General features: G+C 37.2%; 26 protein-coding genes, 2 pseudogenes and 2 other annotated features. Of the genes and pseudogenes, 3 read left to right on the top strand and 25 right to left on the bottom strand.

Going from position 1 to position 24,827, the window contains the following annotated elements; translation table 11 throughout:
- Window positions 1–111: 111 nt before the first annotated feature.
- The gene (locus PLX19_RS05595) at window positions 112–570 is read right to left on the bottom strand and encodes an Lrp/AsnC family transcriptional regulator (protein ID WP_272187525.1); all 459 of its coding nucleotides are present in this window, start codon (window positions 568–570) and stop codon (window positions 112–114) included.
- A 138-nt stretch (window positions 571–708) separates the two neighbouring features.
- On the opposite strand from PLX19_RS05595, the gene PLX19_RS05590 reads away from it, so the two are divergent.
- Complete coding sequence (locus PLX19_RS05590; protein ID WP_272187524.1) at window positions 709–882, top strand: DUF1272 domain-containing protein; 174 nt, start codon at window positions 709–711, stop codon at window positions 880–882.
- A gap of 60 nt (window positions 883–942) precedes the next feature.
- Here PLX19_RS05590 and PLX19_RS05585 read toward each other — a convergent pair whose 3' ends face one another.
- From PLX19_RS05585 to PLX19_RS05575, 3 genes are read right to left on the bottom strand one after another with little or no spacing between them, the layout of a single operon-like run.
- Complete coding sequence (locus PLX19_RS05585; RefSeq protein ID WP_272187523.1) at window positions 943–1,512, bottom strand: SGNH/GDSL hydrolase family protein; 570 nt, start codon at window positions 1,510–1,512, stop codon at window positions 943–945.
- 45 nt (window positions 1,513–1,557) lie between these two features.
- Window positions 1,558–2,382, bottom strand: coding sequence for an MBL fold metallo-hydrolase (locus PLX19_RS05580; protein ID WP_272187522.1), 825 nt, complete (start codon window positions 2,380–2,382; stop codon window positions 1,558–1,560).
- Between the two features lie 20 nt (window positions 2,383–2,402).
- Window positions 2,403–2,855 carry a DinB family protein gene (locus PLX19_RS05575; protein ID WP_272187521.1) on the bottom strand — a complete coding sequence of 151 codons (453 nt, stop codon included), beginning with the start codon at window positions 2,853–2,855 and terminating at the stop codon, window positions 2,403–2,405.
- 365 nt (window positions 2,856–3,220) lie between these two features.
- Here PLX19_RS05575 and brnQ point away from each other — a divergent pair, with 365 nt between their 5' ends.
- A complete protein-coding gene (brnQ, locus tag PLX19_RS05570) occupies window positions 3,221–4,588 on the top strand; it encodes a branched-chain amino acid transport system II carrier protein (protein ID WP_272187520.1) in 1,368 nt (455 codons plus the stop codon).
- Between the two features lie 29 nt (window positions 4,589–4,617).
- On the opposite strand, the gene PLX19_RS05565 is transcribed toward brnQ, so the two are convergent.
- From PLX19_RS05565 to PLX19_RS05555, 3 genes are read right to left on the bottom strand one after another with little or no spacing between them, the layout of a single operon-like run.
- Window positions 4,618–5,319 carry a DUF4129 domain-containing protein gene (locus PLX19_RS05565; protein WP_272187519.1) on the bottom strand — a complete coding sequence of 234 codons (702 nt, stop codon included), beginning with the start codon at window positions 5,317–5,319 and terminating at the stop codon, window positions 4,618–4,620.
- Between the two features lie 56 nt (window positions 5,320–5,375).
- A complete protein-coding gene (locus PLX19_RS05560) occupies window positions 5,376–6,476 on the bottom strand; it encodes a DUF58 domain-containing protein (protein ID WP_272187518.1) in 1,101 nt (366 codons plus the stop codon).
- On the bottom strand, window positions 6,473–7,402 hold the full coding sequence (locus tag PLX19_RS05555) for an AAA family ATPase (RefSeq protein WP_272187517.1): 930 nt from the start codon (window positions 7,400–7,402) through the stop codon (window positions 6,473–6,475). Before PLX19_RS05555 ends, PLX19_RS05560 begins: the two co-directional genes overlap by 4 nt.
- 216 nt (window positions 7,403–7,618) lie before the next feature.
- Window positions 7,619–7,850, top strand: a binding site (T-box leader).
- Between the two features lie 42 nt (window positions 7,851–7,892).
- Window positions 7,893–8,122, top strand: a binding site (T-box leader).
- A 46-nt stretch (window positions 8,123–8,168) separates the two neighbouring features.
- Here PLX19_RS05555 and thrS point away from each other — a divergent pair.
- Window positions 8,169–10,091, top strand: coding sequence for a threonine--tRNA ligase (gene thrS, locus PLX19_RS05550; protein WP_272187516.1), 1,923 nt, complete (start codon window positions 8,169–8,171; stop codon window positions 10,089–10,091).
- Window positions 10,092–10,253: 162 nt separating this feature from the next.
- Here thrS and PLX19_RS05545 read toward each other — a convergent pair whose 3' ends face one another.
- The 18 genes and pseudogenes from PLX19_RS05545 to PLX19_RS05460 all read right to left on the bottom strand — a co-directional run bounded on the left by PLX19_RS05545 (window position 10,254) and on the right by PLX19_RS05460 (window position 24,723).
- Window positions 10,254–11,297, bottom strand: coding sequence for an MARVEL domain-containing protein (locus tag PLX19_RS05545; protein ID WP_272187515.1), 1,044 nt, complete (start codon window positions 11,295–11,297; stop codon window positions 10,254–10,256).
- A 30-nt stretch (window positions 11,298–11,327) separates the two neighbouring features.
- Window positions 11,328–11,502 (bottom strand): annotated as a pseudogene (locus tag PLX19_RS05540) (alpha/beta fold hydrolase); the annotation flags it as partial.
- Window positions 11,500–11,664, bottom strand: a pseudogene (locus tag PLX19_RS05535) (IS66 family transposase); the annotation flags it as partial. The pseudogenes PLX19_RS05540 and PLX19_RS05535, both read right to left, overlap by 3 nt.
- A gap of 52 nt (window positions 11,665–11,716) precedes the next feature.
- Entirely contained in the window at window positions 11,717–12,241 is a 525-nt protein-coding gene (locus tag PLX19_RS05530; RefSeq protein ID WP_272187514.1) for an AAA family ATPase, read from the bottom strand.
- A 99-nt stretch (window positions 12,242–12,340) separates the two neighbouring features.
- A complete protein-coding gene (gene tsaA / locus PLX19_RS05525; RefSeq protein ID WP_272187513.1) occupies window positions 12,341–12,796 on the bottom strand; it encodes a tRNA (N6-threonylcarbamoyladenosine(37)-N6)-methyltransferase TrmO in 456 nt (151 codons plus the stop codon).
- Window positions 12,797–12,856: 60 nt separating this feature from the next.
- The gene (locus tag PLX19_RS05520) at window positions 12,857–13,735 is read right to left on the bottom strand and encodes a class I SAM-dependent methyltransferase (protein WP_272187512.1); all 879 of its coding nucleotides are present in this window, start codon (window positions 13,733–13,735) and stop codon (window positions 12,857–12,859) included.
- 37 nt (window positions 13,736–13,772) lie between these two features.
- Window positions 13,773–14,483: an HAD family hydrolase gene (locus tag PLX19_RS05515; RefSeq protein ID WP_272187511.1), complete on the bottom strand. Its 711-nt coding sequence runs from the start codon at window positions 14,481–14,483 to the stop codon at window positions 13,773–13,775.
- Window positions 14,484–14,626: 143 nt separating this feature from the next.
- On the bottom strand, window positions 14,627–15,628 hold the full coding sequence (gene hypE, locus PLX19_RS05510) for a hydrogenase expression/formation protein HypE (protein ID WP_272187510.1): 1,002 nt from the start codon (window positions 15,626–15,628) through the stop codon (window positions 14,627–14,629).
- Window positions 15,628–16,740 carry a hydrogenase formation protein HypD gene (gene hypD / locus PLX19_RS05505; protein WP_272187509.1) on the bottom strand — a complete coding sequence of 371 codons (1,113 nt, stop codon included), beginning with the start codon at window positions 16,738–16,740 and terminating at the stop codon, window positions 15,628–15,630. Before hypD ends, hypE begins: the two co-directional genes overlap by 1 nt.
- Window positions 16,712–16,948 (bottom strand): HypC/HybG/HupF family hydrogenase formation chaperone, encoded by a 237-nt coding sequence (locus PLX19_RS05500; RefSeq protein ID WP_242224590.1) that lies wholly within the window; start codon window positions 16,946–16,948, stop codon window positions 16,712–16,714. The genes hypD and PLX19_RS05500 overlap by 29 nt, the downstream gene beginning before the upstream one ends.
- On the bottom strand, window positions 16,939–19,218 hold the full coding sequence (gene hypF / locus PLX19_RS05495; protein WP_272187508.1) for a carbamoyltransferase HypF: 2,280 nt from the start codon (window positions 19,216–19,218) through the stop codon (window positions 16,939–16,941). The genes PLX19_RS05500 and hypF overlap by 10 nt, the downstream gene beginning before the upstream one ends.
- Window positions 19,206–19,862 carry a hydrogenase nickel incorporation protein HypB gene (hypB, locus tag PLX19_RS05490; RefSeq protein WP_272187507.1) on the bottom strand — a complete coding sequence of 219 codons (657 nt, stop codon included), beginning with the start codon at window positions 19,860–19,862 and terminating at the stop codon, window positions 19,206–19,208. The genes hypF and hypB overlap by 13 nt, the downstream gene beginning before the upstream one ends.
- Window positions 19,862–20,218: a hydrogenase maturation nickel metallochaperone HypA/HybF gene (locus PLX19_RS05485; RefSeq protein ID WP_272187506.1), complete on the bottom strand. Its 357-nt coding sequence runs from the start codon at window positions 20,216–20,218 to the stop codon at window positions 19,862–19,864. Before PLX19_RS05485 ends, hypB begins: the two co-directional genes overlap by 1 nt.
- A gap of 5 nt (window positions 20,219–20,223) precedes the next feature.
- Window positions 20,224–20,652 (bottom strand): hypothetical protein, encoded by a 429-nt coding sequence (locus tag PLX19_RS05480; protein WP_272187505.1) that lies wholly within the window; start codon window positions 20,650–20,652, stop codon window positions 20,224–20,226.
- Window positions 20,649–21,134, bottom strand: a complete 486-nt coding sequence (locus PLX19_RS05475) for a HyaD/HybD family hydrogenase maturation endopeptidase (RefSeq protein ID WP_272187504.1) — start codon at window positions 21,132–21,134, stop codon at window positions 20,649–20,651. The genes PLX19_RS05480 and PLX19_RS05475 overlap by 4 nt, the downstream gene beginning before the upstream one ends.
- Window positions 21,121–21,915 (bottom strand): Ni/Fe-hydrogenase, b-type cytochrome subunit, encoded by a 795-nt coding sequence (gene cybH, locus PLX19_RS05470; RefSeq protein WP_272187503.1) that lies wholly within the window; start codon window positions 21,913–21,915, stop codon window positions 21,121–21,123. Before cybH ends, PLX19_RS05475 begins: the two co-directional genes overlap by 14 nt.
- Window positions 21,916–21,928: 13 nt before the next feature.
- On the bottom strand, window positions 21,929–23,653 hold the full coding sequence (locus PLX19_RS05465; protein WP_272187502.1) for a nickel-dependent hydrogenase large subunit: 1,725 nt from the start codon (window positions 23,651–23,653) through the stop codon (window positions 21,929–21,931).
- Window positions 23,650–24,723, bottom strand: a complete 1,074-nt coding sequence (locus PLX19_RS05460; protein ID WP_272187501.1) for a hydrogenase small subunit — start codon at window positions 24,721–24,723, stop codon at window positions 23,650–23,652. The genes PLX19_RS05465 and PLX19_RS05460 overlap by 4 nt, the downstream gene beginning before the upstream one ends.
- Window positions 24,724–24,827 lie beyond the last annotated feature (104 nt).

Raw genomic sequence — 24,827 nt, 5'->3', positions numbered from 1 at the left:
TGTTAAATACAAGATCTTTTGTCGTACAAGCATCTTCAACTGCCCGTAAAAGCCCGATTGGTTCAACTAATAATCAGTGGGGGATGAAGACCCCCCCATTCACTTTATTCGTTACATTTCATCTGGACTATAATAATCTAACACATTATTGCCTATCCCTACTTCTGAAAAAATAACATGGGTAACTGTTTCAGCAAATTTTGAAACATCGTCAATAAACGCTTCTACTTCTTGAAAGCTTCGGACAGAAATTTTCACTATATAACTAGCAGGCCCTGCTACGCGATAACAAAAAACAGCTCGTGGATAAGCTTTCATGTATGCTCTAAACCTTTCACACTGCCCATTTTTTGTTTTCACTTCTAATACAGCCTGAATATGAAAACCTAACTTATCATAATTAATTTTTGTTGTATAACCTTCAATAATCCCTTCATCCTCTAACTTCCGTACTCTTTCAGCTACGGAAGGCGCAGACAAATTAACTTTTTTAGATAATTCACGAATGGAAAGACGAGAATTTTGATTTAAGCATTGTAAAATTTGTGCGTCAATTACATCTATTTTCATTTGTAATGTCCCTCTCATAAATTCGTTTTAACCACAAAGAAAAATCATAGAATGCATTATTTATAGAAAGGAAAATAGCTCCATCTCATATTATTATATACTTATAAAATTTATTGATCTATGTAAGGAGGAAACCCCATGGCACTAGAAATGAAAGCAAATTGTCAAACTTGTAATACTTCCCTTCAAGGAGATTCAGAAGCATATATATGTGTATATGAATGTACCTTTTGCCCATCTTGTACAGAAAATACAAATCATGTCTGTCCAAATTGTGGTGGTGAATTAGTTCGAAGACCGAAAAAAAAATAACGGTTTTACGTATTAAAAGCGCAAAATCTATAAGATTTTGCGCTCTTTACTGTTATTTTTTCACCACTTAATTTCTTTTATCTTTTCAATGATTACTTCGGCTAAAAATTCATACCCATGTACTCCAAAGTGTAGTCCATCTTGATTTTCATTCTCTAAAAGAAGCTTATAATTTGGTAGCTGAATGATAGATGTATACAAATCAAGAAAATTGCTACCAGTTCGAGTTGCTACATCTGATACAACTTCTGCATATTGCTTTAAAACAGCATTTGTTCTTGCATTTTGCCTTTCCTCATCAACTGGAGCTGGGCTAATTAACAATACTTTGTGTGGTGAAATTCGTTCTACAATTTCTTGTATATTCTCTCTATATTCTTGTAATGGTATTTGTTTATGAAATGCAGCATCATTCGCACCAAAAAATACAATTACAAAACTAGGCTGATGAGATAATACATCTTCTTCAAGCCTTTTGAGTGCATCATTCGTATTATTACCTGAAATACCTGCATTCAAAATCTCCCATTCAGGAAAAGCATTTCGCAATCTAGGTGTTAATCGCAATGCCTTATTTTCAAATATTTCTCTTGCTGTTATACTATCCCCAAAACAAATTAACCTTTTCACTTTCTACACCTGCCGTTTCTATTTATAACCTATCTTTATATGATATTATTTATCAAGTAACTTTCCTTCAAGTGCCTCAATATACCTCTTCGCTGATTTTTGAACAGCTTCATTTGCTTTTTCCTTCACAATTCCATGAAACGCATTATATAATCGATTAAACTTCAATCCTTTTACGTTCTCAGCCATTTCTTTCACTTTCCATGCTGGTAATGGAATAAGATTCGGATAACTGTACATAAAGCTTACCCATTTTGCATCAGCAACAACTTGAATAATATCTCCAGTTAATAGAACTCCTCTTCCTTCATCTCCATTTTTCCAATGTAATACAGAGCCACCGCTAAAATGCCCACCTAAACGATACAGTGTAAGATTCTCAGAAAGTTGTAACAATTCTCCAGACCAAAATACAATACGTTCGCTTGGACGCGTCACCCATTCCTTATCATCTTCATGCATGTAAATAAGAACATCAAAGCGCTCTGCCCATTCTACTTGTGTAGAATAATAATGCGGGTGTGATAAAGCAATGCCATGAATCCCCCCTAATTCATTTATTCTTTCTACAGTCTCTTCATCAATATATGTAATACAATCCCATAACAAATTATATGAATCTGTTTGGACTAAATAAGCATTTTGACCAATTGCAAACTTCGGTTTTGTTGTGATGCTATATAAATTTTCTTCTTCTTTTACAATCTCATTCTTATACGTTTTGCTTTCCTGTAGACTCTCTAACGTTGTCCATGTTTGTCCCATCGGATTTACATATTGACGCTCTTCATTACAAATTACACAGTTTACAGGTGGTTCATTATAAAGTGGGTATTGTACACCGCACGTTATACAAACATAATGCTTCATCTTTATATCTCTCCTTCAAATTAACTAGAAATATCATAATCAATGTGTAGTCCAGTTAAGTACACACTTAATATCCCTTGATGTGTACATTCAAAGTGAACCAACCAATTGAAACACTTTTCGATATCAGGATCATTCATTTCTTTCCAAACCACAGTTCTTTCCCACTCGATTTGCTCCGAAGTAAACATTTTATAACCATTCTCTAATTCACTATAATATGCTTTCAACTTATCGAGATTTACAGCCATTTCTGAATCCATTCGTTTTCCCCGCCATGATGGCCCTTTTTTATTCACCATCGCACGCAAATATATTTCTCGTGCATCTGCAATATGACGAAGCTCTTCTCCTAATGTTTTCATAGATTCATATGGCCGAAAAGAAAGATCTTCTGAACTTAAGTAATCTAATAAACTATTAGTAAGACTAGAATAATACTCCCAATATTCAACAATTGATGTTTGCGCCATAACCATCTCCCTACAAACATTCGTTCTTTTTTACAGAATATCACAAAATAAACTTTCAAATCAATTATTTTTACATTATTTTAAAATAATGGAATATTTAATTTATTATTTTGTTTGTTATACAAAAATAATAATTATCATAAACTATTATATAATACAATACAGAAAGAAAGCGCTTAAGAAGAGAAAGAAATTAAATTTTCTATACAATAAAAATGATTAAAAAAATAAATTTACGAAAAATTCATTTTTGTCTTGCATAATAATTTATTTTTGTTATTATCGTTAGTAATTCGACAAAAAATGACTTTGTATTGTAATTGTTGTACAAAAAATTCAAAATTTTTAAATTCGGAGGTTTTTTCGTGTCAAAAAATGTACAAACTTCACATATTTTTGTGATTGGGCTTATGCTCTTTGCCCTTTTCTTTGGAGCAGGTAATTTAATTTTCCCTGCTATGTTAGGACAAACAGCTGGAAGTAACGTATGGGTTGCTACCGCTGGATTTTTAATTACAGGAGTTGGTGTACCACTACTTGGTGTATTAGCATTTGGTGTTTCTGGTAGTGATGACTTACAAGCAATGGCAAGTCGAGTACATCCATGGTTTGCGAGTGTATATGCATTTATTCTTTATTTAGCAATTGGTCCTCTTTTTGCCTTACCAAGAGCAGGAAGCGTATCATTTGAAATAGGTGTAAAACCATTCGTAGGAGAAAATAGTGGTCATTTACCTTTAATTATTTTCACTATCGTATTTTTCGGCATAACTTGTTTACTCTCTTTAAATCCTACAAAGATTGTTGATGTTGTCGGAAAGTTTTTAACTCCGATTAAATTATCATTTATCGGTATTTTAGTTGTTACCGCTGTTGTAAAACCAATTGGTGACATTCAAGCGCCAACACAAGAATTTGTTACAAATTCTTTCTTCAAAGGCTTTCAGCAAGGCTATTTAACAATGGATACTCTTGCAGCTTTCGTATTTGGTATTATCATTATTAATGCAATCAAAGCGAAAGGTGTAAGTGACCAAAAAGTAATCATCAATGTTTGTATAAAAGCCGCATTAATTGCCGCAGTCGTATTAATTGCTGTTTACACTTCACTTGCATTTATGGGGGCTTCTAGTGTTTCTAAATTAGGACACTTAGAAAATGGCGGAGAAGTTTTATCAAAAGTAGCAAATTACTACTTCGGTTCTTTAGGAAATGTATTATTAGGAATGATGATCACTGTAGCTTGTTTAACAACAAGTGTTGGGCTGACTACAGCATGTTCATCCTATTTCCATAAAGTATTTCCACAAATATCATATAAAACATTCGCTGTTATTTTAGCTATATTCAGTGCTATCATTGCAAATCTTGGCTTAACAGAGCTGATTACCATATCTGTACCTGTATTAACAGCGATATACCCGTTAGCGATTGTATTAATTTTCTTAACGTTTTTACACCGCGCGTTTAAAGGAAGATCAGTAGTATATCAAGTAAGCTTACTGTTTACTTTTATCGTAAGTCTCTTTGATGGACTAAATGCTGCAAATCTAAAAGTTGAAGCAATCAATTCTTTATTCTCTCGCATTTTACCTTTATATGATGCTGGACTTGGATGGATTATGCCAGCACTTATCGGAGCTGTATTAGGCTATGGAATTAGTTTATTACGAGTGAAGAGTACTTCTAGTGTAGATACATCTCATGATCTTGCACGTAAAAAAACATCCTAAACTGAACAAGTTTAGGATGTTTTTCATTTTCAATTCTCTTCTGTCCACTTTTTCACTTTTTCTACATCTTCACTATAAACATTACGATGTCCGTAACGTACATCTTCGTAAATCGAGACAATATCTTTGCTTTTCCGTAGACGAAACAGCCATTGTTGAATGGTTTCAAAAGGACGACGTTGTTCATGTTGGGGTAACGCTCGCTCCCACTGTGCAACAGCGGCTCTAATTTTATTGTCTGGTAAAGAAGCGAAAACTTGCTGAATAGTAGTCTCCTCACCTTTCTGTTCACTGCTCATTTTAATAATTTCTTCTTCACTTTTCCCTCTCTTTCTCTTCAAACGATATAATACAATTAAAACTAGTATGATTGTGATAACTGAAATCATGATAAACAATTGCTGGCCGGGAAAGAGTTTACTATCAACATGGGGCGCTGTGACTCTTTTTTCTACTTCGCTATCCTCTTGTTCCATCGGCTCCCCTTCACCTTTTTTGACATCCGATTTTGTTTTTGTCCGTTTTGCCTTCTCCCAAGGAGGCACCGCTTCTTTGCTCTTAGATGTTTTAGCGGGAACCCACCCATCCGTAATAGGTGATCGCTCTTGTTTCAACAATTCTTTTAATATTTTTTGCGTATAAAGCGCACCGCTTGATATAGACATAGCAAGTAATAAACAAATACTAACTAAAAGCATCTGAAACATGAAACGCTTTCGTTTATATATCATACTCGTATGGCCTCCCAGATCAATTGCAATAATAACCACTAATTATCCCCGCTACTTTATTTCACCACTTGCAACCATCCCCCATGTTTTTCAGGTGGATTCCCAATAATAATCGGAATAGCTCCAGCTTCTTGCTGGCGGAAACCGGTTTGATAGAAATAAGTCGAAGATAACGGAACATCTCGATCTGTTAAAGAAGACAATAATTGTAATGTTTTGTGCAATTGTTTTCGGTATTTACCAGACGTTATATGGACAATTCCGTTTTCGCACATACTATTCACCCATAGTTCAAATGAACAATCTTGTGCTATTAGTTCCCGGCAAATGCCCGCTGTCACTTCGATTAAATACTCTATATCAGTACGCAGTATATAACCCGTTGAACCTAATACATTTAAATAGACCGCATACCGATCACCTTGCGTATATTCATATTTTTTTGCACTTAATACACCTGTTTTTGCAGTTGCTCCCCAATGGATAGCACGAAATGATTCCTGTTCATATGCCTTTACGCCAATAATCTTCGTTTCATCATAAAGAGGCGAAACAGCTGCAGTTCGAAATCCGTGTTTCCAGCTGTTTGTTTCCGGAATATTTATTTTGGCAATGCGAGGATATATACGAAAGCACGGCATATGTTGTTTCCTTATTGGGATGTGAATTGTAATAAGATGAAATGGATCAGACAAAATGATTTCCGCTTCTTGCCAGCTATGTAGTCCTCTTTGCTGCGCTGATACATGTAAATATATGTCTAACGTTTCCTGCTTTTTCAGTTGCAAAGGAATACGATACGAATGAACTGATTGCTCTAATTCTCCTTCTGACCATCCCCATTTCATCTGTTCATCTGAGCGAAAGCGAAAAGCAACTTCAAAAATCGACAGTTTCGTTGGATTTACAATACGTACACGGCAATGCCCGTTCTCATCAATAAAAAGACGTTCGTGTTGTTGTGATATTTCACAATATATTTGTGAAGCTTTCCGTACATACCAATGAGCAAAACTAACCATAAGCAAATAAAAAAAAGCAAGTACAAACAGAAAGAAATTTTGTATAAATAGCCACATAAGTATAGTAATAAAAGCGACACTCCATGCAACATACGTTTCCACAAACGGATGTTTAATTGTTAATTTCTCTTTCATACATTCTCCACCGGGACAGCCACATGCTCCAAAATCTCTTTCATTACACGTGCTTTCGTTGTTTTCATATCCCCTTCAATGCTAAGAGTTAATCGGTGAGCACAAACAGGCTCTGCTAGCGTATAAAAATCATCCGGTGTACAAAATTCTCTTCCCTTTAATAACGCCCGGGCTTGTGCTGCTTTCATGAAAGCCAATGACCCCCGTGGACTCACCCCAATTTCAACAAGTTCATGCTGACGTGTCTTCTCCACAATATCCAATAAGTAATCTTCTACCTCTTCATGAATTTCAACCTGCCTTGCTTGTTCTTGCAAAGATAGAATATCCGCAAGAGACACCACACTTTGTAAACCGCGCATCGGGTCTTGTTTGCGGAAACGACGTAACATCTCCTTTTCATGCATTCGACTTGGATACCCTTGTCTGATCGTTAATAAAAAACGATCTAACTGTGCATCCGGAAGCGGAAATGTACCAGCAGACTCTAATGGATTTTGCGTAGCAAGTACAATAAACGGCTGCGGCAACACATGCGTTTCCCCGGCAATCGTAACCGTACGCTCCTCCATCACTTCTAATAAAGCGGACTGAGTACGCGGAACGGCACGATTAATTTCATCGACTAGCACGATATTAGCAAAAATCGGCCCGATCCTCGTTTTAAAATCAGATTCTTTCATGTCAAAATACTCTAAACCAACTACATCCCCCGGCAATGTATCTGATGTAAATTGTACACGCTGAAATTTTCCATCTATACTTTTCGCAAGACTTTTCGCTAATGATGTCTTCCCTGTTCCTGGAACATCTTCTAATAAAATATGTCCGTTTGCTACCAATGCAATCATTGCTAAATCAATTACCTCTTCTTTCCCTACAATGACTTGCGAGACATTTTCTCGAATTCTTTCTAAAATTGACATACTCTTCTCATCCTCCTTCTTGATATTTTCTGTTTTTTCTGATATTTATTTGTAGTATATCAGAATTCGCATATTTACCGTTTATTTTTTGAGACTTTTTGTAAAATAAGTTTTCTTTTTACATATATTAAATTATAAAAAATACAATTCATTCCAAAAAATATTTGCAAAAATTATTTAAATATTGTATATTATGAATCAACATACTAATGCTATAAAAAAGCAACGAAAAGGACACGAGATATTCTATACGGTTTTACAGAGAAGGAAGAATTGCTGAGATCTTCCTAAACGCAGGAGAATATACTTACCACCTTGGAGCTGTATTGGGGAAACATAGTATCCAATACCGTAGACGCTACGTTACAGCGCACGGAGCCATCGACACTTTTTTTAGTACGATGGGAATCTGGGTGGAACCACGGGTATTAACGCACTCGTCCCTGTTTTAGGGATGAGTGCGTTTTTTATTTTTCTCAATTCCATATAACAATTAGCTATGAAAAGGACATGAGGTATTCTTACGGTTTTACAGAGAAGGAAGAATTGCTGAGATCTTCCTAAACGCAGAAGAATATACTTACCACCTTGGAGCTGTATTGGGGAAACATAGTATCCAATACCGTAGACGCTACGTTACAGCGCACGGAGCCATCGACACTTGTTTAGTGTGATGGGAATCTGGGTGGAACCACGGGTATTAACGCACTCGTCCCTGTTTTAGGGATGAGTGCGTTTTTTTATATTATGAAATGGAGTGATAATGATGAGTAACAAAATGATTCAAATTCGTTTTCCAAATGGTCGTGAACAGGAGTATATAAAAGGAACTACATTAGAGGCAATTGCAGAATCAATTAGTCCTGGATTAAAAAAGAAAGCTATTGCCGGAAAAGTGAATCAGCAACTATTTGATTTACGTAGAGGCATACAGGAAGATGCAGAAATTGAGATTCTAACTTTAGAATCAAAAGAAGGTTTAGATGTGCTACGTCATACAGCAGCCCACATATTAGCACAAGCCGTTAAAAGAATACACGGTCACATCAACTTAGGCGTTGGTCCTGTTATTGAAAATGGCTTTTACTATGATATGGATCTTCCAAATAGTATTGCAGTTGAAGAATTAGTTCAAATTGAACAAGAGATGCAAAACATTATTGATGAAAATTTAGAAATTCAACGAATCGAAGTAAGCCGAGATGAAGCAAAACAAATATTTGAAGAGCTCGGTGACCATTTAAAATTAGAGCTATTACAAGATATCCCTGCTGATCAAAACATAACTCTTTACAAACAAAGTGAATTTTTAGACTTATGCCGCGGACCACATTTACCATCTACTGGTTTTATGAAAGCTTTTAAATTAACAAATGTTTCAGGAGCATATTGGCGCGGTGACAGTAATAACCAAGTCCTTCAAAGAATATATGGGGTTGCCTTCCCTTCTAAAAAGGAACTAGATGAGTATGTAATCTTTTTAGAAGAAGCCGCAAAACGCAATCATCGTAAATTAGGCAATGAATTAGAATTATTTATGTTCTCTGAAGAAGCGCCAGGAATGCCATTTTATTTACCAAAAGGACAAATTATCCGAAACGAAATGGAAGCTTTTTTACGAGGGATTCAGCAAAAGCGTAATTATCAAGAAGTTCGTACTCCTTTAATGATGAATCAAAAACTATGGGAAAACTCCGGTCATTGGGACCATTATAAAGAGAATATGTATTTCACAGAAGTTGATCATGGAAAATTTGCTTTAAAACCAATGAACTGCCCTGGTCACATGTTAATGTTTAGAAATAAGCTGCACTCTTATCGTGATTTACCAGTTCGAATGGCTGAATTTGGGCAAGTCCATCGTCATGAATTTAGCGGCGCTCTTAATGGACTTCTTAGAGTTCGTACATTCTGTCAAGATGATGCCCATATTTTTGTAACACCTGAACAAATTGAAGATGAAATAAAAGGAGTCATTGATTTAATCGATTATGTATATCGTACATTTGGTTTTGAATATGAAGTTGAGCTCTCTACAAGACCAGAAAATTCAATGGGAGATGACGAGTTATGGAACAAGGCAGAAGGCGCCCTGCAAAATGTACTAGAAGAGCTCAATTTCCGCTATAAAATCAATGAAGGTGACGGAGCGTTTTACGGTCCAAAGATTGACTTTCACATTAAAGATGCTTTAAATAGAAGCCATCAATGTGCAACTGTACAGCTCGATTTCCAAATGCCGGAGAAATTTAACTTAAGCTATATTAATGAAAAAAATGAAAAGCAACGTCCTGTTGTCATTCACCGTGCTGTATTCGGTTCAATAGATCGATTCTTTGGCATCTTAATTGAACATTTTGCCGGAGCATTCCCAACATGGTTAGCTCCCGTACAAGCAAAAATCATTCCTGTATCTGCCGAAGTACATGAACAATACGCAAAAGAAATAGAAGAAAAGTTAAAAGATGCTGGTGTACGAGTAGAACTTGATCTTCGCAATGAAAAACTCGGTTATAAAATGCGAGAAGCGCAAGTTCAAAAAGTCCCATATGTCCTTGTCGTTGGTGATCAAGAAGCCGAGCGTAACGAAGTAAACATTCGAAAATACGGAGAACAACAATCTAAAGCTGTACGATTTGACGAATTCTTTGCAAATATTCAGCAGGAAATTCAAAATAGAAGTTTATAATACAAAAAGAAACTGCAAGAAGTTCAAAAGATATAATTTGAGCCTTCTTGCGGTTTCTTTTATATGTAATGAGGAATGATTTATTCTGTAATGTTTCCCTTTAAAATTATAAAAAAAGAAGGACCCCGTAACGATGCCCTTCTCTAATTTGATATATCATTTTTAAGTATTTTTCTCTTCTTTTAATTTGGTCTGTTTATTTATTTCTTTTTGAGCCGCTTCGCTCATTTCGTATATACGACGCCAATATTGCTTTGTATTAGGATCGTATTCTACCCTAACCGTGACAGCTTTTTGGGGATCCTCATTTAAATATCCGTTGATTGTTATTGCGTGAATTGGATTCAACGGTCTATTTTCTTTCTGGTATGAATCCGTGCTCTTTCTAAATGTGTACTTTACGATTGTTAAATCTATATTATAATCTTCTTTTAATAATTGAGCTGCCTTAGATTCTGCAGTTTTACGAATATTCGTTTCTTCATCAGGCGTAAGGGCTTGCTTCTTATCATTTTCCTCGGCTTGTTGGTTATCTTTTGATAAGTTCATTGCACTTGCATTTTCTTTGGAATCAAAATCTACCAGCCACTTGTTATCTTTGTAGTAGGCCTCAATAGAAGATGTACATGAAAATCTAAAAATATTTTCTTTTTGTTTATCACAGTTTAATAACTCAAATTTGATATGTAAATATGGATGATCAGGACTTCCTGTACCTTCATTCCATTCCAGCATACTGTCCTTTGTTACATCTACAACTTTAATGGGACCGTTATTTTTTTCAACTGCTTGTTTTATGTTTTCTACAATCCGTTGTTCTTTAGCTTGTTTAGTGAATATCTGATTTTCTTCATAATAACCATATAATTTTAAAGGAAGAAATAAAGCAATCCATAAAACAAAACAAGAAAGTACATAATAAGTCAACATTAACCTTACAGAGAATATACGGAACCAGGCAAGTACAACTCCAATGTATAATAGAGGCAAGCCAATATAAAAAATTGGTACTGTAATGATAAATGTAAATGCCGTTATTAGTACTATACCCCAGACCAATTGGTTATATTGCGGAACCCCCATACTGTATGCTGATATAACCAAAAACCAAATGTAACTTGTTGAAACGAGAAAAGTAATTATATATTGCTTTTTATTTATTCTGTTTTCCTCCGCCATTTTTTCACCATCTTTATATATTTGCATCTATATAACAAAAATACCATTCTATATGTTATGAAATATGTCCTTTCCTACCGCTACTACCCAGTTTATTAAATATGACGCCCCATAATCTTCATCTTTTTTAAAACTTGGTGTTTTCCCATGTCCAGGCAAATCAAATGATATGATATTTATCTTTTAGCAATTTAGCCAGCTCTATAAAACTCAATTTTGTACTTCCTAATCCATCTACCTGTAAATATCCTTGAAAACCAGTTAAAAAACATTTCGGATGTTCTCCTGCTCTTGTGGGTTGATAATCATAGAGAACGATCGGGACATCTCCTGTACGGTATAACCACAGATAGGACTCGGTTGTTGTGACCCGCCCAGGTTCGCGTAAAACCTGGTAGTTGAAAATATTTGACGCTTACTTTTATATGTACTTTCACCATTTATTATTAACTATTAACATATGTCATCACTTCATTTATATAACAATCTAAAGGCTGTCCAGAATCAACAACCAAATAATGAGAATCAGATGGTTTTTTACTATTTTCAATCCATTCCTTAAATAATTCTTTCGATTCTACATGCTGAATTTGACTAATCATTCGCTTCCGATTTTTTAACCTGTTATCAATTTCCTGCATATCATTCAGATAACATTCAACATATTTGTATTTTGCATGATGCTTCTTAGACGCAGCTGTCCCCTTTTCCACCATTTCTACATACAAACAAGGACTATCAAATATCACATCATGCCCTTGTGACAGATGAAAGTCTATTAACGCCCATTCAATATCATACGAAATCTTACCAGCAAGCCTTGTATCAATATCATCTATCCCAAAAGATTCTAGCAGTGCCGTTTTCACAATATCATGGTCTATTATAATAGCACCTGTCATTTTAGCTATTTCCCTAGACAAAGTTGACTTACCCGAACCTGGAAAACCTGACATTTGCAGAAAAAACATAAGAATACACCCTCCATATACTTTAGTCTTTCATCTATTAAAACAAGCAATAAAGATACTTTCTACATACGTAAATTACTATCATCGCTATCAAATAAATTAAAAATAATCTTTCATCAATTCCTTCATCCATATCGGAGAACGAGTATCTTCTCTTGAATCAAATTCTGATATATACGGCTTAATATCCAGAACTGGCGTCTTATTATTAGCATCTAATCCTTTTACAATCATTACATTATCTTCAATTGATACAATCTCAACAGTAGAAATCCCAATAGGATTCGGACGATACTTTGTTCTTTGTGCAAAACATCCCTTTTCATCTAAAGATTCTATCCCTCTTGGTTTTCTAATCCAAGACTGCGTTTTTTCTTTAAATTGATCCATGAAAAAAATAACGATCGCATGTGAATATTCTTCTAATCCAACTAGTCCATTTTTATATTCTGGATGAATAATGATAGTTGAAACAACATTTCCCCACTGTTCATATACCTTTTCATCAATAATTGATGCCACTTCACCTATAAAAGACATATTTATTAAATTCAATTTTGTTTCCTTCTTTCTTTACATGATGTACACTTAACAGCAGTAAATAAAATATCTTCCTCATTTTTTTACAATCCCAAAAGTAATTCTCATACTTGGAGCATAATTTAAAGAAGAATTAATATTGAATACCTCAGAAAATCGTAGTTCTGCTTTATACTGTTCATATGCCTCATTACTTGTAGCCCCTCGATTTATTAAGCGTTCAAGAAACTCTTCTCTTTCAGCGGGGGCTATTCCTAGTCCTTCCTCTTTGAGAGAATCATATAATCTCTGCTTATCTGCTTGGTTTGCATTAGAGTCAAGAAAATTAACTTTATCACTAACTCGACAATCAATATTTTTTACACCTAATTTACTTAAGTATGTCGGTAATTTAATCCCAATGTTTCCATCTTTTCCATTTCGTTTTGCATCTTCTTCAAACAGTTTCTGAAGAACACCAAGCTGCATAATTTCTGATTGAGCGTATTCACTAAGATGATACGAAGACATATTGGAGATCCAGTGCGGTTCAAAACATATGATATTCCCTTCATTAACAACCGAATCGATCATTTTCTGCAACATTTTTATTGGATCAGTCATATGTAGTAGAAAAGCATGACAAACTGCTATATCATATTTACTCTCTAATTCAATTTCAGCAACATCAGCCACTATGAATTCAGTTTCATAAGGAAGAGTTTGGAACAAATTCTTTGCATCGTTAATCAATTTCTGTCCTTTATCAATACCTGTATATCTTGAACCTATCGGTAACAGTGGTAACAACTTAAGTCCTAAATAACCATACCCACAACCGTAGTCAATAATATGTACAGGCTTAGAAATTTCCCAAACTGAATTCACTAAAAATCCTAAATAATCAGCGTTATAATATAAATCTCTTGTATTTTTTAAATAATCTAACTTTTCGCCCCAATAATATTCTTCCAAATTAACACGCCTCCTTTCTTTACATTGAATTAGTAATTTAGTTACTCCCTAGCAATATATCACTTATTTCCGTCACATCTGATACGATTGCAATTGGAATATGTGCGGTGGCTTTGGAAATACCCTTTTTGTTTATCCAAATAGCATCCATTCCAGCATCTATTGGTCCAACTACGTCATGAATCCATGAATCACCAATAAAAAGAGTCTCCTCTGGTTTTTTGCCAAAGCGTTCCAATGCCATCGAATAGATTTTTGAATCTGGCTTTCTATAACCTAATTGTTCCGCATGAAGTATTGTGTCGTTGCCGAATACTTCAGACAGTCCCATTTGGAAAATTTTTAATCGCGGATCATATAATCCATTGCTGACTATTCCAAGGTTATAATGTGTTTTTAACTCATTTAATAAACTTGTAATTGAATTATTTATATCAATGCAAGACATACTAGTTTTAAGAAACAGTGCATCAATCTCATCAATAACTTCTACATCAGGTATTACATTAAAATGAGCAAAAGCGTGCTTCCACCTAGCTCTTCTAAATTCAACTGGGGTTAGTTCTCGATTTTTAAAACGTTCCAATAAAGACGTAGGAATATGCAACTTTTTTTCAAGGAATATAGATGCATCAATGTTTTTGGTAATAGGATGTATTTCAAGAGTCTTAACTAATCCAACTTTAAACCAAGTGGAATCAAGAAGCGTGTCATCCAAATCGAATAAGAGTAAACTATACTTATTCAATCCTCTCCCCCCCTTATATCAGGTTATTTCCTACAGCGATAATATTCCAATTCAGGAAAAATCTCTTATACTTTCCTTCTATTATACTACACATACTAATCTCAAAAGCATAAAAAAACACCTCCAAATAAAGGAGGTGTCATTTAACAAATACGCGGAAACATAGTGCCCGATAATCGATTCAGCATTCGTTTAGAGCCAATGGGAGTTTCCAAAAGTAACTGTCCTTTTCCTTTGCTTGTAATGCTGCCAATGATGGTAGCATCTTTTCCTTCGGGGCGGGATTTTAATATATCGATTACTTTTTCTTTCTGGCTGTCTGCAACGATAAAAATGGCTTTCCCTTCATTTGCAAGATAAAGAGGATCGAAGCCTAGAATGTCACAGGCACCATGTACCTCTTGTTTAATTGGCAGCGAACGTTCATTAATTGTCATCGTAATTTGAAAATCTTCGGCAATTTCTACAAGTGTTGTAGCAAGACCACCTCTCGTTGGATCCCGCATAATGCGAACAGTCCCGCATTGCTGAAGTACGATGTCAATCATGCCGTTTAGTGAAGCACAATCGCTTAAGGTAGGAGCTGTTATTCCTAAATCTCCTCTTGCTGTTAAGACTGCAATGCCGTGATCGCCAATCGTTCCTGAGATGATAATAGCATCACCTTCTTCAAAGGCAAGGCTGCAACCCTTATTTTGTTCATACACGCCAATCCCAGTGGTGTTAATATATACCCCGTCAGCACTTCCCTTTTCAACTACCTTCGTGTCACCAGCAACAATCGTAACACCCGTTTTTTTCGCTTCATTCGCCATATCGATTACGATTTTCTTTAAATCAGCAATCGGAAAACCTTCTTCAATGACAAAGCCGCACGTTAAATAAAGCGGCTTTGCACCACTCACAGCTAAATCATTGATCGTACCAGCAACGGCTAATTTTCCGATCGAACCGCCTGGAAAAAAAATTGGTTTAATGACAAAGGAATCGGTTGTGACAGCAACGTTTCCGGTTGGAATATACAAGGATGCCGCATCAAATAGTGCTGTATCTTTCCCACCAAATGCAGCTACAAATACATCACGAATGAGACGATGCGTTAATTCTCCTCCATCTCCGTGTGCCAAATTGATGAACGTTTCCATTACAAACTCTCCCTCATATATTGATAATAGGCAGCGCAGCTACCTTCTGCCGATACCATGCATGGACCGATTGGATTTAATGGCTGACATGCTTTTCCAAACAAATGGCATTCACTCGGTGAAATCACACCTCTTATGACTTCCCCGCAACGACATTTTGTTTTCCGCGGTTCTCCTACTTCCACTTTAAACCGCTTTTTTGCATTATACAAATCATATTCTTTCTTTAAATCTAACCCGCTATTTGAAATAACACCTATGCCACGCCATACTTCATCACAAGTCGTTAAATATGTTTCCATCCATTGCTTAGCAACTTTATTTCCGCTGTTGCTTACAACCGATGAATAATTATTTTCAATAGCAGTCTTTTCTTGCAATGCTAAATCAATGAGTTTATAAATGGTAGAAAGCAATTCAGCTGTTTCAAATCCTGCGATAACACCAGACATATTATACTCTTCAACTAAATAGTTATAAGATGATTCCCCTAACACAATGGAAACATGTCCTGGAAGGATAAAACCATCGAGTTGTACATCCCCTGCTTCTAGTAAATAGCGCAGGACAGGCTCCACCAATTTCGTCGTCATCCAAATAGAAAAATTTATAATCCCCTTCTTCTTTGCTTCCCCAACCATTAGTGTAAGAATCGGAATGGTTGTTTCAAACCCGACACCTAAAAAAATGACTTCTTTATCTGGATTTTTTTCTGCGATTGTAAGCGTATCAATCGGAGAATAGACTACCCGAATATCACTGCCAGCAATTTTTTTATCTAGCAGCGTTTTGTTCGACCCAGGAACGCGCATCATATCACCAAACGTGCAAATAATGCGGTTATCTCCATCGCTAAGCGCAATCATTGCATCAATAGACTTTTGATCCGTTACGCAGACCGGACATCCTGGACCAGATATTAAATTTACATCAGCCTTTAGGCATTGCTTTACTCCCGTTTTAGCAAGTGCCATCGTATGAGAACCGCATACTTCCATGAAAGCCGGCTTCCGTCCAAACTTCTTTTGAAATTCCTTCGCTTTTTCAAGAACTGCTTCCACAAGCGGCATACATATACCAGGATCATTCGACTGTTTCAGAATTTCGAGCATCGACCAACTTCCTCCATTCCAACACGCTATCTTTTGCATATTGTTCATCAACAATACTCATCGCTTGACCTGCATGAACAATAACAAATTCCCCTTCTTCTACTTCGGGAACGAAAATAATCCCAACGGTCGTTTGTGATCCCATCACATCAACTACCGCCGTATATTCCATTTTTTTCATAACCTTTGCCGGTACTCCTACACACATGACTGAACCCTCCTTTTCGCCGCTGCAACTGCCAATTGACCATATGATAAGCCACCATCATTGCACGGCACTTGTTCTGGTACATATACGGTAAACTTTCGTTTCACTAATTCTTCTCGTAATCGTTTGCGTAAATAACGATTGTGTAAGCTACCACCGCTTAATACGACGGCTTTGCTTCGCTCAGGTTGTGTACTAGCAATCTTTTCTATGGCGGTAAGAATAGACTGGACAACCGTTTCATGAAAACGACCGCTAATACTTGCAGGCTCCTCACCAGCTAAAACGTCACGCACAATTTCCTTAATCATTTCCTTCATTTGAATTGTAACAAGCTCGTCTTCTATGTATTCATACGAATATGGCTCGTATACGCATGTTTCATCCACTAATTCCGAGAACAATATTGCTGCCTCTCCGTCATAGCTCGCAATTTTCGTAATCCCGCACAGCGCGCTAACTGCATCAAACAAGCGACCGCATGTACCAGCTTGAATAATATTTATATGGTTTTCTATCATTTTCTTTAAAATATGAATTTCTTTCTCTTTATCTGGAAATAGAAGGATTGCTAAGCTTTTTCCTTCTTCTCCAAGTAAGAATAGCAGCATAGCGACCGCATTTCGCCAAGGTTCACGAATACACACTTCCCCACCAGGAAGAGGTGTATATTGCAAATGAGCAAGTCTTTCCGCACTGCTGGCATCTCCATAAAAAATTTCAAATCCCCAAATGTTTCCGTCAAGTCCGTATCCGGTTCCATCAAGGATAACTCCATAAGCTTTTCCTGTAAGATGGTGTTCCTCCATACATGCGGCCATATGGGCATGATGATGTTGCACTTCTAGCACTGTATGAAATCCTTCAATAAGCTGTCTCGTTGTGTAGTTTGGATGCGCATCTATAACTGCAATGTCCTGCTCTGTATCCAACCATTTCATTAAATGGTTATACTCCTGCAAGTAATGACTCATTGTTTCCATATTTTCCAAATCACCAATGTGCGGTCCAAGAAAAATTTGCTCATTTCTTCCAATTGTAAAAGTTGTTTTCTGTTGTCCCCCAAAAGCAACAATTCCAGATACATCATGACTTGCCGAAAAAGGATCAGGAACATAACCCCTAGCTCTTCGGAAAAAATCTAAACGACCGGCGTTTACTTGCACAACCGAATCATCAACAGGATGAAGGATCTCTCGATCATGAACAAGAAAATAATCAGCGATTCCGTTTAAGTAGGTCATCGCTTCATTATCTTTATAGAGAATCGGCATCCCGGAAGGATTAGCACTCGTCATGACAAAGCAACCATTCTCATTATACTTAAAGAGCAAATGATGAAGCGGTGTATAGGGAAGCATCACACCAACTGTCGTCATATTTGGCGCTATATTTTCTGCAAGTTTACCTTCTTTTTTCTTTACAATTACAATAGGTGCTTCTGGACTTTTTAACAAATTTCTTTCTGCCTCATTCACATAAGCAAAAGTATCAATCGTAAGAACAGAAGCAGTCATAACTGCAAGCGGCCGTGCTGGACGTTCTTTTCGTTTTCGCAAAAGTGCCACAGCCTGTTCATTTGTTGCATCGCAGCAAAGATGATAGCCACCGAGTCCCTTTATCGCCACTATATGTCCCGCTTGTATTAACCGCACGGCTTGTTGAATCGGTTGCTTCGTTTCAAGCTTATGTCCATGCTGATCCAAAAGTGTAACTTTCGGACCACATGAAGGACAAGCGATAGGTTGAGCATGATGGCGCCGATTTGTTGGATCTTCATATTCTCTTTGGCAATCTGTGCACATCGCAAAGTTCTTCATCACCGTGTACGACCGGTCATAGGGCAATTCTTCAATAATGGTATATCGCGGTCCACACTGCGTACAATTGATAAACGGATATTCATAACGGAAATTGTCCTTATCATTCATCTCTTGTAAACAATCATCACATACTGCAGAATCAATTGGAATGACAAGAGATGAAGCTCCCTGACGCTCGCTATCAATAATGATAAACTCGGCTCTATCGGTTGGCTCTGTATTTACTACAGTTATGTTATGAATACGCGAGAGACGGGGCGCTTTACTTTGCAGCTCTAACAAAAACTGCTGCACATTCGCCTTCTCTCCTTGTGCTGTAATTCTTACGCCGTCCATATTGTTTTGTACTTTTCCCGCTAGATGATATTCATGGGCAAGCTGGTATACAAATGGACGAAATCCAACTCCTTGTACCCTCCCGCGGATACTAACATTTACTGCGTACATTTTTTATACGCCTCTTGAATCCATTCATACCATTCTTCTAGTCCGATTTCTGATCTTGCTGAAAGAGGAATAAGCGTTGAATTTGGGTTAATCTCCATTAAATCCTTTTTCGCTTCCTCCACATTAAAATCAAGATAAGGGAGTAAATCAATTTTGTTAAGAAGAACTAGCTCCGTACGTATAAACATTTGCGGATATTTCGGAATCTTATCATTTCCTTCAGGAACACTAAGAACCGCAACTTTATGGTTCTGTCCCAAATCATATCCTGATGGACAGACAAGGTTACCTACATTCTCAATAAATAATATATCAATCTCATCTAAATCCAGTTCGCCAAGACTTGCTGCAACCATTCGTGCATCCAAATGACAGCCGCCATACGTGTTAATTTGAACCGCCTTCGCTCCCATTGCGCGGATACGATTAGCATCTCGCTCCGTTGCCAAGTCTCCTTCAATAACAGCAATACGATAGAATCCAGATAACGCCTTTACCGTTTCCTCTAATAACGTCGTTTTACCAGCTCCAGGAGAACTCATTAAATTAATCACAAGTGTATTTGTTTTTTCAAAAAGATCGCGGTTAAATTCAGCCGCTTTATTATTGTTCGTTAATACATCTGTTCGTAACGTTATATTCATCAATCATCGTTCCCCTCATAAGATAAAATTTGAAATGTTTCCCCCGCTAATACCTTGCCAGATGGAATGTTACAGTTCGGACACAATGCGATTTTCTGGGTAGGATGATATGTCAAACCGCATATAACACATTCCGCCTTCGCTTCCTCTGTATGAATAATTAATTGTGCAGCGGGGCTAAATAGATGCAGGTTTTGGTCACGAAAAATTTCGAAGGCCATTAGCAATGCATCTGGCATCGCATTGCTAATTTCTCCTACAATTAATTCAATTTTCTTTATTTGTACAATATTTCTTTTTGCGGCATCCTCTTGAACAAGCTGCAAAATATCTCCCATCAATGACATTTCATGCATCACGATCACCTTTTACTGTTGTCTGTAAAACCGACAACATACATTTGGTCCTTCCTTTTTATCTGTAACCTTTGGACAGATAATTCTCCGCCCAGCGTTTTAAAATCGTAGTCCTTGTCACAAATCGGACATGTCGCCCGATGATCATACATACGAACTTGAATGAGATTGGAGCAAATCGGACAAATACCGCTAATAGCATGAAGCTTTTCTTCATGTGAGAACACGATAATCGATTTGCCAGAAGCAAAGCGAACTTCCGGCCCGATAACCATTTCATCAACTTTCATCACAGGTACCCATGTAATTCCGAGTGCTCGATCTGCTGCCTCTTCCACTTTTTCTAAATCATCCTTTAAAAAAGGCTCATACACATATTTCATGGTTTGAAATATGCTTCCTGTCACCTCTTTTAAGAAATCGAGACGATTCATGATATATGTCTCCAACGATTTACTTGATTCATAACTGCTTCCGCTAGGTCCCCTAGTTTTGCCTGGTTCGTTTCCGTTAGTTCTACACCAAGCTCTAATGAAGTGGGCTGCATGCCAAACATAATAATCTTTTTCGGATAGCGCTCTCTGAATTTCGCTGCAAATAACACTTCCTGGAAGCCCATTTGATGAACGGACATCTTTATACCAAAATAAGCAGGAATTTCATCCCCTTCTAATGAAAGAATGGTTCCACCTTCAACACCTGCATTAATCGCATCAATAATTAGAAGATTTTCCGCTTCCTCAACCGGACCTAGAAGCTTCATCCCATCCGTTAATCCCTCTATAATCTCAATTTGCTTATCATCCTTATACGCTTCTTCAAGCAGTGGCAGCAAATGAATGCCAACACCCTCATCTGTAAAGAGGGTGTTGCCAATTCCAAGTATCGTAATTTTCACTTTCTTATTTTGATTCATCATTCTTATCACCAACTAATTTTTTTGGTTCGGTCTTGTAGCCTGTAAACATCGACGAAATAGTACCATTTCGTTCCATGTAGTCATCACGAATTGCCATGTAGACATGAATAACTGTAAATAACATAAACGCCCATGCCACTAAGTGGTGCCAAGAACGAATCGTATAGCTATCTCCGCCAAATAGAGTCGGAATCCAAACAAATAGCTTAGCCCAGAATGATTCTGGCTGCGGCTCAAAATACATATAATAGCCTGTTAGCATCATTACCCAAGAACCAAGACCGATAAAAATCCAATAGCTAAGCTGTGCCAGTGGATTGTGACCGATGTAATGCGGCTTTTTATTTTTTAATAATAAGTAAAATTTAATCGTTTCTAATACTTCTTTCCAAAACACCAGGCGAAATGGGTTCGATGTGGCAAATTTATTTCCTATAAACGCCCAGAACAATCGATAAAGAAGATTGATTGTGAAAAGAAATGCTGCAAAAAAGTGTATATATCTCGCCCATCCCATGAGATAGGAGTAATATGCTTCCTCTTGTACGCTTGAACTAACAAATGGTTTTCCAATATAAATTCCCGTTATCATGAGCAAGATAATTGCTACTACGTTAATCCAATGAAACACTCGAACCGGTAATTGCCATACATAAACTTTGACGACATCTTTTGTTTTCTTATATTGAATTGGACGTTCTGGATGAAGCGTCACCTCGCTGTTTTTTTCTGTAACAATCGTATTGGTGTTATGTGTTGTTGGCATGAGGTCTGACATAATGTGTCCCCTCCTAACCTAATCGGATTTCAGTTGTTTTATTAGACTCTAAATCTGTTAAATGCACTGCACAAGCAAGACAAGGATCAAAGGAATGAATAATCCGTAAAATTTCTAATGGCTGTTCCTTATTCAGCATCGGTGTTCCCTTCAATGCCGCTTCGTAAGCTCCAAGATTATTGTTATGATCACGAGGCGATGCATTCCAAGTAGACGGAACAACAGCTTGATAGTTTTTTGTTTTTCCATTTTCAATATCAATCCAGTGCCCTAATGCTCCGCGCGGCGCCTCAACCCAACCAACTCCTTTTGTTTTCTTCGGCCAAGTGCTTGGCTCCCATTTTGTACGGTCAAATGTGACCTGGTTTCCATTCTTCACATTTTTAAGTAGTTCATCCATATCATGTCGAATCCAACTCGATAGAAGAATCGTTTCGAGCGCACGTGCCACTGTGCGACCAAGCGCTGATTTCATTGCAGTAATTGGAAGATCTAGCTTTTTCAGCGTGTCGTCCATCAAACTGATAATCTCTTTATCCCCTGCTGCATAACCAACCATCATCCGGGCGAGTGGCCCTGTTTCCATCGGCTGATTCTTCCAGCGTGGTGTTTTCAGCCAACTATATTGCTTATTCGTATCCAGATTCTTATACGGTGCTTTCGGTCCTGTATAATGAAGGGATGTTTCTCCTTCAAACGGATGCTTTCCAATCCCACTGCCTTCCTTTCCATCATACGTATACCAAGAATGATCAATAAACTCTTTCACCTGTTCAGGATCTTTGAGATCTATATCATGTACTTCATTCATGTTTCCATTTAAAATAATTCCTCTTGGGAATCGGTATGATTTCGTATCATATATGCTGCGCGTAGAGAAATCACCATAACATAAATAGTTATCTAACCCACCGCCATATGTCCAATCTTTATAGTAAGAACCGATAGCAATTACATCAGGCACATACACTTGACTTACGAATTCACGAGCTTGATCAATGATTTGAGATATATGCATTAATCGTTCTGCATGAATACCATTGTCACTATTAATATCAAGTGGAGTTGCCATACCGCCTACTACATAATGAGGATGCGGATTTTTGCCTCCAAAAATCGTTTGTACTTTTACAACTTCTTTTTGCCAGTCAAGTGCTTCTAGATAGTGAGCAACTGCTAATAAGTTCACTTCTGGCGGAAGTTTATATGCATTATGTCCCCAATATCCATTCGCAAATATGCCAAGCTGTCCGCTATCTACAAGCTTCTTTATTTTGTTTTGCACATCTGCAAAATAGCCCGGGGAAGATTTTGGCCAACTTGAAATCGATTGTGCAATTCGTGATGTTTCAGAAGGATTTGCATGTAAAGCACTTATTACATCGACCCAGTCTAACGCATGCAAATGATAGAAGTGAACGACATGGTCATGAAAGAAGATTACCATATTCATAATGTCCCGTATTAAATGAGCATTTCTCGGAATTTTAATTTCTAATGCATCCTCAACAGCCCGAAGTGACGCAAGAGCATGAGTCGATGTACAAACACCACAAATACGTTGAATGTACGCCCATACGTCACGAGGGTCCCTGTCTCGAACAATTAACTCCAGTCCCCGAACCGCTGTCCCAGAACTAAATGCATCCTTAATCATCCCCCTATCATCGATATCTACCTCAACGCGAAGATGGCCTTCAATTCTCGTAACTGGATCTACTACTATACGCTCGCTCATTCGTCTTCCCCTCGTTTGTCATCGATTTTTTTCTTAATTACAGTTCCTGCTGCATGAACAGCAATACCCGCTGTCGTAACACCAACGGCTGCTAATCCAATCGTATCCGGATTAATTGTTGTTTGTGAGCCTGGAATTTTCGCTCTTCTTGTGTAGAAAGGACCATTATCCCAGAATCCCTTTTCTGAACAACCAATACAAGGATTTCCCGATTGAATCGGATAGCTAACCCCTCCATTCCAGCGCATTTCAGCACAGGAATTATATGTTGTTGGCCCTTTGCAGCCAACCTTATATAAGCAATACCCTTGCTTTGCTCCTTCATCATCGAAGGACTCTACAAACAAGCCTGCATCAAAATAGGCACGGCGGTTACATTTATCATGAATACGGTGACGATAAAATGCCTTCGGACGTCCCAGATGATCTAATTCCGGCAATTTTCCGAACGTTATTATATGAGCTATCACACCAGTCATTACCTCTGCAATCGGCGGGCAACCTGGAACGAGAATAGTAGGTGTACTCGTTTGAAAGCTCGTAATTGGTTTTGCACCTGTTGGATTCGGATAAGCAGCAGGAATGCCACCCCATGCAGAACAAGATCCATAAGCAATGACCGCTTGTGCGTTCGAAGCCATTTCAATAAAAGTATCTTTTCCTGATTTTCCCCCAATGTTTAAGAAGCCCTCTTGGGGAATACTTCCTTCAACAGCAAGAACATACTTTCCTTTATATTTTTTCAACACCTGTTCCATCGCTTCTTCAATTTGAAATCCAGATGCAGCCGAAAGAACTTCTGTATATTCGAGTGAAATCATATCAAATAAAACGCTTTCAACTTTAGGTTGAGAAGAACGGATAAACGACTCCGAACAGCCTGTACAATCTTGAAATTGCAGCCATACTACAGGAACTCTTGTACTCGTCTCCATCGCCTTTACGACTTTATCCGTTTTTGAAAAATCGAGACCAATCGCCGCAGCCAATACCGTGCACATTTTTAAAAAATCTCTTCGGGTAACCCCGTTATCCATCGCAGTTTCATAGATTGTTTTCTGCTTTTTCATTTGCTAGCCCCCTCCATTTTCCATGGAACAAGTAGGTAATACTCAAAAATTCAGAGTAAATGTAACATACTAATCAAATTTTCACCTTGATATAGAAAAATTGT

The sequence above is a fragment of the Bacillus sp. BP-3 genome (assembly GCF_028401955.1).
Taxonomy (GTDB): domain Bacteria; phylum Bacillota; class Bacilli; order Bacillales; family Bacillaceae_G; genus Bacillus_A.
This window is presented reverse-complemented; position numbering and strand designations above follow the sequence as displayed.